Genomic DNA, 16256 nt, shown 5'->3' with positions numbered 1-16256 from the left:
ACGTGATTGTACCATAAAGTTACAGAATTTAATCTGTTTCACATATGGACACCTATAATTTAGAAATCAATTAAGACTGGATTAAAGGAAGTAGGACTATTGGCCAACTACCATGGGTTTGGTTGAAAGTCCTATCGCCATGAAACCGTTTTCAACGAGATTTTTAAGGTCCAATAACTCAAGGGTGTTCAGGATAAAGAGGTGCTCTTTGTTGCAAAGCATCAAAATCTCAAAACCATGAGTATTCAATTCGCTGTCAAAATGATCTTCAATGGCTATGCTCATTACTTTATGACGGAGCGACAATAACTGGCACAAGGACATACGAACGGTTTTTTGTCCGAAATCGAGATAAAAACAACGTTCCTTGTTGGCCTGATACAGGGTGTAATATGTAGACTGAAATATTACATTCATGGGTCAAATGTAATATTTATTTAGATTGAATACAAATATCAAATCTGTATTTGGCGATCAATTTGTTGGTTCAAGGAAATAAAGGTTTCTGTACGTGAGACCCCTTCGATTTGCTGGATTTTTTTGTTGAGCACCTGCATTAAATGTTCGTTGTCCCTGCAAAGCACTTTGATGAGTATGGACCAATTTCCCGTGGTGTAATGGCACTCCAAAACCTCTGGAATACGCTCCAATTCCTTTACTGCTCTTGGATTGGCCATGGCTTTATCCAGATAAATGCCAATATATGCCATGGTGGAATACCCCAAAACCCTGGGGTTGATGACAAATTTTGACCCAGCAATAAGTCCAGAGCTTTCCAATTTGCGCAACCTTTGATGTATGGCCGCCCCCGAGATACCTATATTTCTGGCAATTTCAAGAATCGGTTTACGGGCATCCTCCATAAGATACCTTAGGATTTTCTTGTCAATTCCATCAACCTTAACTGAATTGTTATTGTTTTTCACAACTTCGATTTTGATTTGAAGCTAAAGATATTGAAAATATAAAAAAGACTAACTGGCAACAGAATCAGGATTATAGCCCAAATAAGGCTTTTCATATTCTTTGAATTGAATGCCGTTGGCCTTGAGCTCATCCAGAATGGGTTTATAAACTTCTTTGTTAATAGGAATTTGAACGCCCGGAGTGGTTATCTTCCCGTTCAGAATATGCAATGTGGCCATGGCAACGGGTAATCCCACCGTTTTGGACATGGCGGTGTAGGTTCGGTTCTCCCCGATAACCACCATATTGGCATCAATTTGTTTCTTTTCGCCTTCTAACTCGTAGCCAAACTTATGGTACATCACAATCATGTCCTTTTCATGCTCTTTCAATGTCCAACTATCCTCTAAGATATATTGTAGCATTTGGGCGGGTGATGCATTTTTCAATGGGATTTTCTTGGTGGCATCAAAAATGTTCAGGTCAAGCAGTTTTCCCCACATGATATCATCTTGATCAATCTTCAGGTAATGCCTCAGTTTTAATTCCACCGAATCCGTTGGGGAGTAGGGCAAAAATAGATTCACAAATTCGCGGTACGACATTCCTTCTGAATTTTCAATCGTATAGCTATCATCCGTCATTCCTAGAATCACGAACATTTGCCATGCTTTGGAAAAACCGACTCTTCTCATGGTGCCCCGATATAAAGTCAGCGCATCCTGCAAACCATAGGCCTCACGATACTTTAAAGAATCCCTATTGGCGTAAACCTCAAAAGATCCGTAATCCTCTATTTCCAAAAACTCGGTTCTTCTGAAAAGTTTTTGGTAAGGAATATATTTATAGGTGCCTTCTTGAATGAATTTAGCCGCTCCGCCTTGACCTGCCAATACCACATTTCTCGGGTTCCAAGTGAATTTATAATTCCACAAGTTGGTGTCACTCTCCGGTGCGACCAAGCCACCGGTAAAAGATTCGAACAATAGCATTTTACCACCCGCATCCCTGATTCTATCAATAACTTCCATGGCGCTCATATGATCGATTCCAGGGTCCAGGCCTATCTCGTTCATAAAGACCAATCCTTTTTCTTTTACCACAGCATCCAAAGCTCTCAGCTCATCACTGACATAGGAAGCGGTAATGAAGTGCTTTTCAAACTCGATGCAATCGTGGGCAACATTGATGTGCATTCTGGCCGGAAGCATGGAAACCACGATGGATGCTTCGCAAACAGCTTTTTTTCTTTCTTCTTCATTGAAAATATCCAATCCGAACACTGTACAGTTGGGATGATTTGCAAAAGCATCAGGGATATTCTCGGGGTGGAGATCCCCGATCTTGATATGTATGTTTTCTTCGTCTGACTTTTTAAGAAAATAATCTAGTAGGTATGAGGTTGATTTACCTGCTCCAACAACTAAAATAGTACGGACCATGTGTTTTGTTTACTTTTGAATTGAATGGTCACTAAGGTATTAAAATGTTATATTTTTAAAAAAATAGCTTTATAAAGTTATGAACAGAACAATTTTATTAATAGGGGTAGTGATGGGTATGTTGGCAATCATACTCGGTGCTTTTGGGGCGCATGGATTGGAAAAACTGGTGGATACCGAAGCGGTCGCTACCTTTGAAACAGGGGTTCGATACCAAATCTACCATGCTTTGTTCCTTCTTTTTTTGGGAGGATGGAATGGAATGGAAGCAAAGACCAAGAAAACAGTATTTGCTCTGGTGCTTTCAGGTGTGATACTGTTCTCCTTTTCTATTTATTTGTTGGCATTGAACAGTTTAACCTCCTTCAATTTTAAGGTCATCGGTTTTTTAACACCAATTGGAGGTGTTTTGCTAATCGCTGCATGGATTTATTTGGGATATCACATTTTAACCCAAAAAGAGGTCAATTAAGCTGGTTTTAAAAGGACAAAAACTGAATAATTTCTAGCTTTGTAGCAACATAAAAATAAAACTATGAAGGATTCTGCTTCAGTTACGAAAACGATTTCGTTAAATGATTACGGAATAAACCACGACAACATCCATTACCAACTATCCCCTGAAGCGCTTCAGGACATTAACATTGAAAAAGGAATGGGCAAGGAGGCCTCATCGGGCGCTCTGGCCGTCAACACAGGGGAGTTCACAGGCCGGTCTCCCAAGGACCGTTTCATCGTGAGGGACGAGATCACTGCCGACAAGGTCTGGTGGGGCGATATCAACATCCCCTTCGAGAGCGACAGTTTCGATGCACTCTATGACAAGGTCATCGCCTACCTCAACGAAAAGGAACTTTATGTGAGGGACTCCTATGCCTGTGCGGATCCTGACTACAAACTCAATATCAGGGTAATCAACGAATATCCCTGGTCCAATATGTTCGCCCATAACATGTTCCTCCGCCCAACTGAAGCGGAACTGGAGGACTTTGACCCTGAGTGGACCGTTGTAAATGCTCCAGGGTTCATGGCCGACCCCAAAGTCGATGGGACAAGGCAGCACAATTTCGCCATCCTGAACTTCAGCAGAAAAATCGCCCTTATCGGAGGCACGGGCTATACGGGGGAAATCAAGAAGGGGATATTCTCCGCGCTCAACTTCATCCTTCCGGTCTATAGGAACACCCTGCCGATGCACTGCTCCGCCAATGTGGGGGAATCGGGGGACACGGCGATATTTTTTGGCCTATCGGGAACGGGAAAGACTACTCTTTCCACCGACCTGAACAGAAAACTCATCGGGGATGATGAGCATGGCTGGACGCCCGACAATACCGTGTTCAACTTCGAGGGTGGTTGCTACGCCAAAGTAATCGACCTATCGAAAGAGAAAGAGCCGGAGATCTACGGGGCCATCAAGAAAGGTGCTATTCTGGAAAATGTCATAATGGACGAGAATGGGAAAGTTGATTTCACGGACACCTCCATAACCCAGAACACAAGGGTAAGCTATCCCATCCACCATATCGAGAACATCCAACAGCCATCAATAGGTAAGAACGTGAAGAACATATTCTTCCTGACCGCGGATGCCTTCGGGGTATTGCCCCCGATTTCCAAGTTGACCCCGGCCCAAGCGGCCTACCATTTCATTTCGGGCTATACGGCCAAGGTGGCGGGCACCGAAGCGGGCGTGGTGGAGCCACAGCCCTCGTTCTCGGCCTGTTTTGGGGCACCCTTCATGCCCTTGCACCCCGCAAAATACGCCGAGATGCTGAGCCGAAAGATGAAGGAATCCGGCGTGGACGTATGGTTGGTCAATACCGGATGGACCGGAGGCCCCTACGGAGTGGGCACCCGAATGAAGCTAAAGTATACCAGAGCTATGATCAGTGCCGCATTGAGCGGGGAACTGGGGCTTTACAATTACGAAAAATACCATATCCATTCCGTGTTCGGAGTGGCACAGCCAAGGGAGTGTCCAGGAGTACCGACTAAAGTGCTGAGTCCAAGGGCGACCTGGAACGATGACGAAGCCTATTACAAAACAGCCTTCAAGCTCACGAACGCTTTTAGGGAGAACTTCAAGAAGTTCGAGGAATATGCCAGCGAGGAAATCCGAAGGGGAGGACCACAGCGATATGCTTTCTAGAAAAGTAAAGCCCCGTCCATGGACGGGGCTTTTTGTTTTTTTGAACCAGTTCGTTTTTTATTTATTTACGCTGGTAATGTACTTCTGCAATGCCATGGTCATGGATGGAGTTTCTGGCGTGGGAGCCTGAATATCTATCCGAAGGCCTGCATTGGTCGCTGCTTTGACCGTACTGTTGCCAAAAACGGCGATTCTGGTGTTTTTCTGTTCAAAATCGGGAAAGTTCTTCATAAGGGATTCAATGCCGGATGGGCTAAAGAAAACCAAAATGTCGTAATACACATTCCTAAGGTCAGAAAGGTCACTAATTACCGTTTTGTAGAAGATACCACGAGTCCAGTTTACCCCAAGTTCATCCAGCAATTGAGGGACTACGGGTTTCAAGGAATCAGAGGATGGCAATAGGAATTTTTCATCCTTGTACTTTTTGATCAGCGGGGTCAACTCGTTAAAAGTTCTTTTCCCAACATAGATCTTTCTTTTTCTGTAAACCACATATTTCTGCAGGTAGTAGGCAACGGCCTCAGACTGACAAAAATACTTCATGGAATCCGGAACTTTAAAACGCATTTCTTCAGCAATTCTAAAGAAATGATCCACCGCGTTTCTACTGGTCAGGATGATCGCTGTGAAATTGTTCAAGTCGATTTTTTGCTGCCTAACATCTTTGGCCTCTACCCCTTCTACATGGATGAAAGGGATAAAATCAACTTTAACCTTTTCTTTTTCAATCAGTCTTGAGTAGGGTGAGTTTTCGACTTTGGGTTCTGGTTGGGAAACCAAAATTGTTTTTACTTTCATAAGTTTTCAACCTTTTAAATAGCTTCCAATTAACACCAAGGGCGCAATTTCGAGTGTGCAAAGGTACAAAATAAAATACATAAAATACGGAAACAGTGCTTTTTGATGGTTCTTTAGCAGCTTAATTCCACCGATGCCATTTATGAGGATTATTACTGAAATGGCTACATATATTATTGTTTTTGAGTCTGTTGTGATGTATATCAACAATATGTTGGCAATGGCCATTGCTATACTGCTGTAATTGAGGTAGGAAACCTTACTGAAAACAAGCCCTCCAATTAGGCTCAAGCTATTGAAAACAATCCCTGTGAGCATTTGGAGTAAGAACTTTACCAGCTCGAATAGCGTTAATGCGCCCAAGATGATAAAATAGGTGGAAATGTTCTTTTCGAATGGTATGAGTTCAAAAGATTTTGATACCAGGAAGATGAACAGCGACAGATTGATGAGTTGGAACACAGTCAACAGAAGATGGAACCAATGCGAGAATTGTCCTTTTTTATTGTGGAGCAGGATGTATTTATCATTGAATGGAAGGATAATGAAGTTCAAAAATTTCCTGTGGTACAGATATTTCCCCAATGCCAAAACAACCAGGGCCATGAATAACGTCAATGTCATCCAATCCAAGGAAGTGATTGTCTTTTCAATGGGTTCCATTACTCTATTTTGATAGGTTTGCCGTTGAGCCCAGGGGGCAGATTGTTCTCTGCAATCCCAATCCTAAAATACGATGGATTTTCCATTTGGGATAGGGGAAGTTCAAAAGTATAGTTAATGGTATCCTTTGATTTCAAGAGAGATTCTTGCCGCGATACGGGATTCACTTTCAAGGAGCGCATTTGCTTTACCTGTTTATGCTCATTGGAGTATGAAATGGTGTATTTCAGTTGGTCCAAAGGCACATCAAACGGGTATGGATTGTAAACTTTTAACGAATACTGGATGCCGGTTTCAGGTTTGTCCACAATACACTTCAATCTTCGGTATGATTGAAAATCATCCATAAAGATCCCGTGAAAAACCGTGCTGTCCAAATGCATATAGGAAATGTCGCCACTTTTTCTGTATTTGGAGATATACAAGACTTTTTTTCCACGTACACGCTCTTCAGAACCATCAATGGAATATTGGTTTTTGCGATACATGAAGTTGTTCAGCGAGATAGCAGGAACATCGGAATAAAATTCGTACATGGACGATCGACGGTAAGAATTTTCAAAAATGACAGGCACTTCACCGGATTTTGTTTTTAGGTCGTTTACCCATTCTTTGTTGCCATGTGTTTCAAATAACATTGGGAATAAAGGTTGGTAAATCATCCATGCCCTTGCGTACATCAAAAGCACCAAGCTTACCATGCCTATTCGGTACATCCATTTTCTACTTTTGGCGTTTTCCAATAAACGGTTAAAAGCGATTATTGCCAGTGGAATCGTAATCACTATGGCCCATTGTGCCTGAACCCTTCTATTGAAACTGGAGATGAAAAAGAAAATCAATACTCCATAGACCAAGTAAACCAATGCTTTGGAAAACTTATCCGTGACCTTGAACTTGAAGAGCGCGCCATAAATCCAATAAAACAAAAGACCAATAATGGCAACAATGTTCAAAAAGTAACCTAGTGTGAATTCATCAAAAGAGTAGGCTTGATTGGGCCGCTCGTACAAATGGAAGGTTATAGATACAAAATCGTTTTGATAGAGCCACACAAGGTGTGGAGTATAGCAAATCAAGGCCAAAATCACGGCCAACCATGCCTTTTTATTGAAAATGAGCTTGTAGTTGGATGCGAATACGAACAGAATCACCAATACAGCATGATATTTACTGTACATCAATGCCGCCATGACCAACCCAAGGCCAATGGTTGCAACAGTGTCTTCAACCTTCAGGAAACGTTTGTACAACCACAGGAAAAGCGCTGTAAAAAATAACAGGGATGTATCGGGCAGGGTAAGAAAGCCATAGGCATTCATCAAGGTAAAAGAGAACACCAAGAGAAAAAAATGAATCACATAATCCTTCTTTTTGGGATTATCGGTCAATAGCCATAGCAAAACATAGGTTCCCGCTGATAAAACACAGCTCATGAATCTTACCCCGAGTTCGCCATCAAAAAGCAAACTACTGAGCTTGATCAAAAACGCCACCATGGACGGATGGTCAAAATATCCCCAGGCCATATCTTGGGCATAGTACCAGTAATAAGCTTCATCGTAGATAAGCTCTGTAAAGGAAGCCTGTAAAAGATTGAGTGCAAAAAGAACCGCTAAAAGAATAAAGAAAAGCCGAGGAAACTTTTGAGACATCAAAATGTGATTTTAGATGGGCAAAGTTACAAATATTGGGCAAGTACGGGTGTAGCTTGCCATGATCAACTTGCACAAGCAAGATAGAAAACCGTATTTTTGACATTCTAATCTAGTGCGAATGGCAGACGGCTTGGTCATTATACCCACATTCAATGAAATCGAGAACATTGAGGCAATCGTTAAAACGGTTTTCGATCTCAAGAAAGACTTTCATGTACTTGTGGTAGATGATAACTCTCCCGATGGTACCGCGGATTGTGTGCGAACCTTACAAAAAGAATTTCCAGAACGCCTTTTCTTGGAAGTCCGAAAGGAAAAATCTGGCTTGGGAACTGCGTATATCCACGGGTTTAAGTGGGCACTGAAAAACGGGTATGAATACATTTTTGAGATGGACGCTGATTTTTCGCACCGCCCCGCCGACCTGTCCCGATTGCACCGGGCGTGCCTCAATGGAGCTGATGTGGCCGTGGGCTCTCGTTACAAAAAAGGTGTGAATGTGGTCAACTGGCCTTTGGCCAGGATTTTACTTTCCTATGGGGCATCGTTCTATGTGAAATTGATTACGGGCATGAAAGTACACGACCCGACCGCTGGATTTGTTTGCTACAAAAGGAAAGTGTTGGAAACCATCAATCTGGACAGGGTACGTTTTATTGGGTATGCCTTCCAGATTGAAATGAAATACAGGGCCTATCTCAAAAAGTTCAAAATCGAGGAAGTCTCGATTATTTTTACAGATAGGGTAAATGGAAAGTCAAAAATGAATTCCGCCATCATCAGGGAGGCCATTTTTGGAGTGATAGCCATGAAGTTTAGGAGTATATTTTTTAAAAAGAGCTTTTAGTTATGTCAAAGATTCTGTTGAAGAATGCCAAAATAGTCAATGAGGGCAGCATTTTTGAATCCGATGTGTTGCTGGAAGGGGATTTCATTGCCCGAATCGATACTGATATATCCGATGCCAATGCCACGGTCATTGATTTGGAAGGAGATTTGTTGTTGCCGGGCGTCATTGACGATCAAGTGCACTTCAGGGAGCCGGGATTGACCCACAAAGGCACCATTGCAACGGAAAGTAGAGCGGCGATCGCTGGTGGCATAACCACATTCATGGAGCAGCCCAACACCAATCCACAGACTACCACCATTGAAAAATTGGAGGAAAAATTCGCCATTGCCGCCAAGGATTCTTCAGCAAACTACTCTTTTCTTTTCGGAGGCACCAATGATAATTTGGAAGAATTGAAGCGATTGGACAAGAATGCATGTTCGGGCGTAAAATTATTCTTGGGCTCATCCACGGGAAATATGTTGGTGGATGATGAAGAGGTGTTGGAAAAAATATTCAGTAATACCGAGATGGTCATTTCTGCCCATTGCGAGGACGAGGGCACCATAAGGGCCAATTTGGCGAAGTACAAAGAGATGTACGGAGATGATATTCCAATAGCGATGCACCCCATCATCCGAAGTGCAGAGGCCTGCTATCTGTCTTCATCAAAAGCAATTGCCCTTGCCAAGAAAACCGGGGCAAGACTGCATGTGTTCCATGTGTCCACGGGAATTGAAACCGATTTGTTCACGAATCAGATTCCGTTGGAAGAAAAGAAAATCACTGCAGAGGTCTGTATCCATCATTTGTGGTTCTCAGATGAGGATTATGCTCAAAAAGGAACACATATCAAATGGAATCCCGCCGTTAAGACAAAGAACGACAGGGAAAGACTCTGGGAAGCCCTTCTGGATGACCGCATTGATGTAGTGGCCACTGACCATGCTCCACATACCATCGAAGAAAAGGACAATCCATACACCAAAGCCCCTTCGGGCGGTCCATTGGTGCAGCATGCTTTGTTGGCCATGTTGCAAAAGGAGAAAGAAGGTGTCATCAGTTTGGAGAAAATGGTCGAGAAAATGTGCCACAACCCTGCAGAATTATTTGATATCGATCGTCGTGGATTTATTCGTGAAGGATATTATGGGGACTTGGTCCAAGTCAACCGCAATTCCAAAAATGAGGTTAAAAAAGATAATCTTTTCTATAAATGTGAATGGTCTCCTTTTGAAGGTGTTACTTTTGATTCCGAAGTAAAACGAACTTTTGTAAATGGATTGTTGGCCTATGAAAATGGCTCGTTCAGTGCTGAAAAGAATGCGAAGAGGCTTACATTTAACCGTTAGGAGATGAAATATATCGTAACAATTGTATTGGTTTTGATGCTTTTTGTGGCCTGTGCTGAAAAGGTGGTAGAGGAACCTGAAAACTTGATCGCTAAAGAGAAAATGACCGAGATTCTATATGATCTTGCCATTTTGAATGCATCCAAATCGGGTGCGGTGAGCAAGTTTAATGATTCAGGCATCGATGTCATGGAGTTCCTTTATGAAAAATACGATATAGATAGCACCCAATTTTCTGAAAGCGATTTGTACTACGCTTCACTTCCATTGGAATACCAATCCATTTATGAAGATGTTGAAGCTAGGATACAGGTTAAAAAAGACACCATGGAGGCCAGGGGTGAACGCAGAAATGACAGTATTCGCGCAGCAAATCTTAGGCGTCAAGATTCCCTCAGGGAAGTAAAGGAGAAAAGGGACTCAATTAATGTTAAGTCTGTTGAATAAATTTGTCGCAGCAGAATTCAATGCTTTTGTCCAAATCCTCGAATGTGAAGTCAAGCTCGGATTTTATTTTCTCGCTGCTATATGTGGTTTGATCATATAGCCCCTTTGCAACAGCTTTGGACAATTTCCTTCTTTTGCCAAACAGATTACTACGTACCCAATCCCAACGCCAAAAGCACTCAAGCATAAATTTTGATACCTCTTTGGTTGGGGGATTTACGCCCAGTTTTGGAGCAATTTTTTGGAACAATTCTTCGTAGGTCATATTTTGGTTGACCAAAATAAAACGCTCGGTTTGGATACTGGAATCCATCAGTTGGGTCATAGCAAGAATCACATCGTTGATGGTAACAAACCCGGTGCCCCCTGGAATAAAATATGTTTTTTCCTTGGAAGCATACGTGAAAAAGGTACCACTGCCCGATTTCCAAAAACCCGGCCCGATGACCACACCAGGGTTGACAATTACAATGGGCAGTCCTTCCTGCGAACCGCGCCAAACCTCAAGTTCTGCATTATATTTTGCGATTCCATAGACATTGGCCTTAGCTTCGTTCCATTCATTTTCCTCGGTCACTTCTTGTTGTTTGATGCTGGGACCAACGGCCGCAATGGAACTTACATAACACAGTTTTTTTATGCCGTGCTTAAGGGATAGGTTCACGATATTGGCCGTGCCTTCCACATTGGTGCGTTCCAAGGTTTTGTAATCTTTTGGGTCAAATGAAATCAGTGCCGCACAATGGTAAACGAGTTCAATACCTTCAAAAAGGGAATCCAATCCACCCACATCGGTAATATCGGCTTTTACCCAATCAATTTTATCCATCAAAACGGATGGATTGTCTGTGTAATACCCAAAAACCTTGTGGACTTTTTCCATGGACGCTTCGGTCCTGTAATTGCTTCTGACGGTCTTTCCATTGTTGATCAAATGGAAAAGTAAATGGGAACCGATCAGTCCAGTGCCTCCTGTAACCAAAATCATAAGGTAAAAGTACCTATTTGTGGTGGAAAAATTGAGGGAAATGCCAACTTCATTTTATATTTGCAGCTATTCCAAAAAACTGATCATGACGAAGAATTTTGTTCAAGAACTGCAATGGAGGGGAATGGTGCACGATGTGATGCCAGGAGCCGAGGAACACCTTATGGAGGAAATGCGAGCCGCTTATGTTGGGATCGATCCTACGGCGGACTCTCTTCATATTGGCCATTTGGTAGGCGTTATGATGCTCAAACACTTTCAGTTGGCTGGCCACAAGCCCTATGCTTTGGTAGGAGGTGCAACGGGTATGATCGGTGATCCATCGGGCAAATCCGCGGAGCGAAATTTGTTGGATGAAAAAACACTTCGACACAATGAGGATGCCCTAAAAGGGCAATTGAGTCGTTTTTTGGATTTTGAAAGTGGGGAGGACAATGCTGCGGTACTTGTCAATAATTACGATTGGATGAAGAACTTTTCGTTCTTGGAGTTTATCCGTGATGTTGGGAAGCACATTACCGTCAACTATATGATGGCGAAGGATTCCGTGAAAAAACGTCTTTCTTCGGACGCCAAGGAAGGAATGTCTTTTACCGAGTTTACCTATCAGTTGGTTCAGGGGTATGATTTTCTGTACCTCTACCAAAACCATGATTGTACGTTGCAAATGGGCGGTAGCGACCAGTGGGGAAACATTACAACGGGCACGGAACTTATCCGAAGAATCGGCGGGGGGAAAGGCTTTGCCCTTACTTGTCCATTGATTACCAAAGCAGATGGAACCAAGTTTGGAAAAACCGAAGGTGGAAACGTTTGGTTGGATGCTGAACGAACCTCTCCTTATAAATTTTACCAATATTGGTTGAACACTTCTGATGAGGATGCCGAAAAATACATCAAAATTTTCACGTTTTTGACCCAGCAGGAGATTGAGGGTCTGGTAGCTGAACATAAAGAAGCACCTCACATGAGGGCATTGCAAAAGAGATTGGCGGAAGAAGTTACCGTGATGGTGCATTCCCAAGAGGATTTGGACAATGCCATTAAAGCTAGTAACATCCTTTTTGGGAAATCCACTTCGGATGATTTAAAACAACTTGACGAAAAGACATTTTTGGATGTTTTTGACGGGGTTCCCCAAGCAACGGTGGGCAAAGAAGAACTTGAGCCTGGTTTGGATATGATCGGGGCATTGGCGGCCAAAACGGAGTTTTTAGGTTCCAATGGGGAAGCCAGAAGGGAATTGAAGCAAAACTCCATTTCCGTGAACAAGGAAAAAGTGAAAGAGGATTACTTGATAACTGCTTCAGACTTGATCAATGATAAATTTGTGCTGCTTCAACGAGGCAAAAAGAACTATTTTGTACTCGTAGTGGAGTAGTTTACAGCGCCATCAAATTACAGCCTCTGATATCGGAGTCATCAAAACGGCCCAACACCTCAAAAGTTCCGTTTGGATGGGTTTTCCCTAAATCTTGTGTGGCTATGAACGAGCAGGAATACAGGTTGGCCAGATCGATTACGTTGATGCCTCCCGTTTTTCCATTGGGCTGAATGGTCAAGGGGTCTTCGGTGTCACGTGTTATGATTTTCATCCAAGGCGGGGTTTGAAATATACCGTTTCCTTTGGAATATCCTTGGGACAACAGTTCCGTCATACCATATTCAGAATGGATTTTCTCAACACCCAATCCCTTTTTCAAGATGTAGTGCAGTTCTTCACGGATAAGCTCTTTGCGACGCCCTTTCATGCCACCAGTTTCCATTACAATGGTGTTTTTTAAGGATAGGGGAAATTGTTCGGCCAAGTCCAAAAGTGCAAAGGATACCCCGATGAGCAAGGTTTGGGTGTTTTTTTGCTCCAATTCCTGCAATTTTTGATGGAGTTCTTCCAGATTGTCAAGATAAAACCCGCTATTGGGATGTTGGGACCTTTCAATAAGACTGTTGACCATGTAGATCAACGATGAGCCCTCTCGCTCCAAATAAGATGGTAATAGCGCCAGCACACAGAATTCCTCTGGTTTACCGTAGAATAGTTCAAATGCTTTAAGGAAACTTTCTTCGTACAGTTGGATGTCGGGCACCAAATGTTTGCTCGTGGTGCTTTGGGTGGTTCCGCTACTGGTAAAAATGGTTTGTGGCTCTTGTTGGCTTGAAACCACTTGGTGTGTTTTAAAAAATGATATGGGCAAAAAGGGGATTTCCAGATGGTGCGAAACATTTTCAGGAGATTTTTTCAAGTGATCACAAAAATCTCGGTAAACCTTATTGCCTTCATACTGAAACCTGAAAACATCCAGTGCCGATGTATCAAATTCATCAGCATTGGCGATGTTGAAAATCCGATGGGTATCAATCTGCTTCATTCAACCCCAAAAGTACCCAAAAATAAAAAAGCCCTTCGTGAAAAGGGCTTTAAAAATATGGGGTTATTTATTTTACTTGACGACGAGTTTTCGTGTCATTGTTTTTTTACGTTCGGTTACTTGAAGCACATAAACGCCTGGAACCAATCGGGATATGTCCAAGGTGTTGGTGGTGATTCTTTGGGTCAGTACAGCTTCGCCAAAAACATCGTATACCTTAATGTCCTTGGTTCCATTGGTTTCCGTGGTAATATAAATTTCACTCCCATAAGCGGGATTGGGGTACATTTTGAAACCCTTGAGCTCTTGTGCCGGCTCATTGTTAACCGTCACTAGGTCTTGACCGAAAGAAAGTAATGGTAAAGCCATAAGTAGAACAAAGTAGATTTTCTTCATACAAGCTGATTTGGGGTATATGTGCAATATAAAAGTAGATAAACAGGGGAAAGTTGACCATTTTATGTTGTGAAAGCACTAAAACGGGTTGTAAAGCGTTGAATGCTGTGGTTTAGGTGTATGAAAAACAGTTGAAAATGAAGTGAACTACTTCACAATGAGCTTTCTAGTGGCAACCTTGTTTTTTTCGAAAACGCGAAGAATGTAGACTCCTTTGGTAAGTTCAGAGAGGTTGAGTTCCTTTCCAATAATGGTGGTTTGGAGCACTTGTGTGCCCAATACATCAAAAACAAGGATTTTTTTTGGGGAGTTTTCCGCAGTCTCGATGTAGACCTTACCTTGGGTAACTGGGTTAGGGTAGAGCTTAAACCCGTCAATATCCGCACTGGAACTGGTGCTTTCCTGAGAAAACCCGAGTGAACAGACAAATAAAAAAATGACTAGGTAAAAGTGCTTCATACGTTAATGGTTGCAAACGGTATGCCACAAATATATAAAAATAGTGATGCGATTGTTGAACCATTTGACGATTAGGGGGTTACTTTTCGATGAAATGCAACCTATTACAAGAAACCATAAAATAAAAATGGCGGATATGCTTACCCGCCATTTTAATATTCAAACGCTCGGTTTTTATTATTTTAAATCTAAATAGTCTATCATTTGGTTATAATCCCTTACATCTAGCTCATTACGTGTTAACCCATATATTTTGGACGGTCTTACCGCAATGATATTGAGTTCCTTGAATTTCAAATTATTTCCGTAGGGCATAGAGCTATCAAATTTTTCAGCATGGAGAACAAGGGTCAAACCATTGCTTCTGGAATAATAAGTCTTTAGATTTTTTTCAATCTGCACATTTGGAACACGAAGCCAAGTTTTAGATTCCGCTTCAGCGGATTTATAGAACGGGAATAGTAATAATGGCTCAGTATTGGATAAACCATAGTCATTTTCTGGAATTACCAAGTCCAAGCTTAAACTATCTCTAAGGGTATTTTCGCCAAGAGCGATTAGGGCTGCATCAGCCTTTACCATGCTTTGTTGTGTTTCTGGGTTCCCATTAAAGGAACTCTCATCGTTTGAGCATGATATAAACAATATGATTAAGCTTATTGAGAATATATTTGATATGAAGGATTTTGTTTTCATGTTATGGGTTTTGTTTTCTTATGACAGAGTTATATTATATTTGTTGAGTCTTTTTAGTTGATTGCAAAACGTAGAGCGAATACATTATTATTTTCATTGGATTCGTCGTTGTCATCATCATCGTCAACTCGAATCAGCAACCAAAAATTACCACTGACACTGTTAAAATCGTATGTAAAAAGTGTGACAGAGGAATAATCTCCACTGTTTGTACCGAGTGATCCAATGTTGGATGTTTTTATTCGCGTATCTGAATTACTTTCAAAAGTGTTATTTGCAGAAATATAATACCCAACTGTAGTGGAAGTAGAAGAGGCATTGCCAAGGTTTTGGACTAATACATCAATATTTGCCATTCCACTGGGATTATTTAAGTAGTGTCTGTCTGTTCCAATTTGGCTAAAATAATTATCACAGCCAAAGCAATCGCTATTAATTACGGAGCCATTTAAATTGATGGACAGATCTGGTTCTCCTGGACATCCATCATTGGAAGCTGGACCAGACTCGTTGGGGCAATCGTCCTCGCTGTCAGGTATGCCATCTCCGTCAGTATCTGGGTTAGGGTATGTGTAGGTATAGGTTTCAGTGAGTCCCGCATATTCCACCTTTAGTGTGAATGTTTGACCTGGGTTTGTTGAATACCCTTGTGTGGAATAGTTATACCAAGTTTTTAAGGTATAGCTACTGTAATAAATATCATAGTCATCTTCACGATTCCAACGACTGTATGAAACTCTATTACTGGTCAATGTATTGTTGCCTTTGTAAACAGATAATCTGATTTCATGATATCCATGTGTTGAATAGGTGTAGTCTCTTTTGATTTCAAATTCAAAATCAAATTTAGTTCCAGTGGAAAAGTTTTGACCTGAGGGTTCGTTGACTTTAAAATTTTTAAAATCGATTGTCTGTGAAAAAGAAAATGATACTGCTAAAAATGCCAAAAGCGTGATTTTTTTCATAATGGCTATGTTTTAAATTCATTATAAAAATATACGAAAAGGACTACATTGATATTAAACCAATAATAAGTGTATGTAAATAAAAAAGCCCCCGGATTAACGGAGGCTTTTAACCAAATTTGGTTTGTAT

The 16256-nt window shown here is 41.7% G+C and carries 18 protein-coding genes; 6 read left to right on the top strand and 12 right to left on the bottom strand.

Annotated elements, in window-relative coordinates; genetic code table 11:
* Window positions 1-96: 96 nt before the first annotated feature.
* The 3 genes from EO132_RS07310 to EO132_RS07300 are packed head-to-tail and all read right to left on the bottom strand — an operon-like array spanning window position 97 to window position 2348.
* Complete coding sequence (locus EO132_RS07310) at window positions 97-417, bottom strand: hypothetical protein (RefSeq protein ID WP_127137257.1); 321 nt, start codon at window positions 415-417, stop codon at window positions 97-99.
* 38 nt (window positions 418-455) lie between these two features.
* Entirely contained in the window at window positions 456-926 is a 471-nt protein-coding gene (locus tag EO132_RS07305; protein ID WP_127137256.1) for an Lrp/AsnC ligand binding domain-containing protein, read from the bottom strand.
* 48 nt (window positions 927-974) lie between these two features.
* Complete coding sequence (locus tag EO132_RS07300) at window positions 975-2348, bottom strand: saccharopine dehydrogenase family protein (protein WP_127137255.1); 1374 nt, start codon at window positions 2346-2348, stop codon at window positions 975-977.
* 79 nt (window positions 2349-2427) lie between these two features.
* Between EO132_RS07300 and EO132_RS07295 the strand changes: the two genes are divergently transcribed.
* Both EO132_RS07295 and pckA read left to right on the top strand, forming a co-directional pair.
* Window positions 2428-2820 carry a DUF423 domain-containing protein gene (locus tag EO132_RS07295; protein ID WP_127137254.1) on the top strand — a complete coding sequence of 131 codons (393 nt, stop codon included), beginning with the start codon at window positions 2428-2430 and terminating at the stop codon, window positions 2818-2820.
* Between the two features lie 63 nt (window positions 2821-2883).
* Entirely contained in the window at window positions 2884-4500 is a 1617-nt protein-coding gene (pckA, locus tag EO132_RS07290; RefSeq protein WP_127137253.1) for a phosphoenolpyruvate carboxykinase (ATP), read from the top strand.
* Window positions 4501-4557: 57 nt separating this feature from the next.
* On the opposite strand, the gene EO132_RS07285 is transcribed toward pckA, so the two are convergent.
* Genes EO132_RS07285 through EO132_RS07275 form a run of 3 tightly spaced genes read right to left on the bottom strand, consistent with a single transcriptional unit; the run spans window position 4558 to window position 7619 of the window.
* Window positions 4558-5301: a uroporphyrinogen-III synthase gene (locus EO132_RS07285; protein WP_127137252.1), complete on the bottom strand. Its 744-nt coding sequence runs from the start codon at window positions 5299-5301 to the stop codon at window positions 4558-4560.
* A gap of 6 nt (window positions 5302-5307) precedes the next feature.
* Window positions 5308-5964, bottom strand: coding sequence for a DUF4271 domain-containing protein (locus EO132_RS07280; RefSeq protein ID WP_127137251.1), 657 nt, complete (start codon window positions 5962-5964; stop codon window positions 5308-5310).
* Window positions 5964-7619: a glycosyltransferase family 39 protein gene (locus tag EO132_RS07275; protein WP_127137250.1), complete on the bottom strand. Its 1656-nt coding sequence runs from the start codon at window positions 7617-7619 to the stop codon at window positions 5964-5966. The genes EO132_RS07280 and EO132_RS07275 overlap by 1 nt, the downstream gene beginning before the upstream one ends.
* Window positions 7620-7740: 121 nt before the next feature.
* Between EO132_RS07275 and EO132_RS07270 the strand changes: the two genes are divergently transcribed.
* From EO132_RS07270 to EO132_RS07260, 3 genes are read left to right on the top strand one after another with little or no spacing between them, the layout of a single operon-like run.
* Window positions 7741-8469: a polyprenol monophosphomannose synthase gene (locus EO132_RS07270; protein WP_127137249.1), complete on the top strand. Its 729-nt coding sequence runs from the start codon at window positions 7741-7743 to the stop codon at window positions 8467-8469.
* Between the two features lie 2 nt (window positions 8470-8471).
* Window positions 8472-9806 (top strand): dihydroorotase, encoded by a 1335-nt coding sequence (locus EO132_RS07265; protein WP_127137248.1) that lies wholly within the window; start codon window positions 8472-8474, stop codon window positions 9804-9806.
* 3 nt (window positions 9807-9809) lie between these two features.
* The gene (locus EO132_RS07260) at window positions 9810-10253 is read left to right on the top strand and encodes a DUF4296 domain-containing protein (RefSeq protein WP_127137247.1); all 444 of its coding nucleotides are present in this window, start codon (window positions 9810-9812) and stop codon (window positions 10251-10253) included.
* On the opposite strand, the gene EO132_RS07255 is transcribed toward EO132_RS07260, so the two are convergent.
* Window positions 10237-11241, bottom strand: coding sequence for an NAD-dependent epimerase/dehydratase family protein (locus EO132_RS07255; protein WP_127137246.1), 1005 nt, complete (start codon window positions 11239-11241; stop codon window positions 10237-10239). The two genes, EO132_RS07260 and EO132_RS07255, sit on opposite strands and share 17 nt — an antisense overlap.
* An 85-nt stretch (window positions 11242-11326) precedes the next feature.
* Here EO132_RS07255 and tyrS point away from each other — a divergent pair, with 85 nt between their 5' ends.
* Window positions 11327-12622, top strand: a complete 1296-nt coding sequence (gene tyrS, locus EO132_RS07250) for a tyrosine--tRNA ligase (RefSeq protein ID WP_205780331.1) — start codon at window positions 11327-11329, stop codon at window positions 12620-12622.
* 1 nt (window position 12623) lies between these two features.
* Here tyrS and EO132_RS07245 read toward each other — a convergent pair whose 3' ends face one another.
* From EO132_RS07245 to EO132_RS19705, 5 genes are all read right to left on the bottom strand, one after another.
* Complete coding sequence (locus tag EO132_RS07245) at window positions 12624-13610, bottom strand: LuxE/PaaK family acyltransferase (protein WP_127137244.1); 987 nt, start codon at window positions 13608-13610, stop codon at window positions 12624-12626.
* Window positions 13611-13682: 72 nt separating this feature from the next.
* A complete protein-coding gene (locus EO132_RS07240) occupies window positions 13683-14006 on the bottom strand; it encodes a T9SS type A sorting domain-containing protein (RefSeq protein ID WP_127137243.1) in 324 nt (107 codons plus the stop codon).
* A gap of 147 nt (window positions 14007-14153) precedes the next feature.
* Window positions 14154-14465 (bottom strand): T9SS type A sorting domain-containing protein, encoded by a 312-nt coding sequence (locus EO132_RS07235; RefSeq protein WP_127137242.1) that lies wholly within the window; start codon window positions 14463-14465, stop codon window positions 14154-14156.
* A gap of 177 nt (window positions 14466-14642) precedes the next feature.
* Window positions 14643-15161, bottom strand: a complete 519-nt coding sequence (locus EO132_RS07230) for a hypothetical protein (RefSeq protein ID WP_127137241.1) — start codon at window positions 15159-15161, stop codon at window positions 14643-14645.
* Window positions 15162-15214: 53 nt separating this feature from the next.
* Window positions 15215-16126 (bottom strand): CARDB domain-containing protein, encoded by a 912-nt coding sequence (locus EO132_RS19705; protein ID WP_127137240.1) that lies wholly within the window; start codon window positions 16124-16126, stop codon window positions 15215-15217.
* Between the last annotated feature and the right edge of the window lie 130 nt (window positions 16127-16256).

The sequence above is a fragment of the Flagellimonas oceanensis genome, from assembly GCF_003992595.1.
GTDB lineage: Bacteria > Bacteroidota > Bacteroidia > Flavobacteriales > Flavobacteriaceae > Flagellimonas > Flagellimonas oceanensis.
The sequence above is the reverse complement of the archived record's forward strand: the minus strand, read 5'-3'. Positions and strand labels throughout refer to the sequence as shown.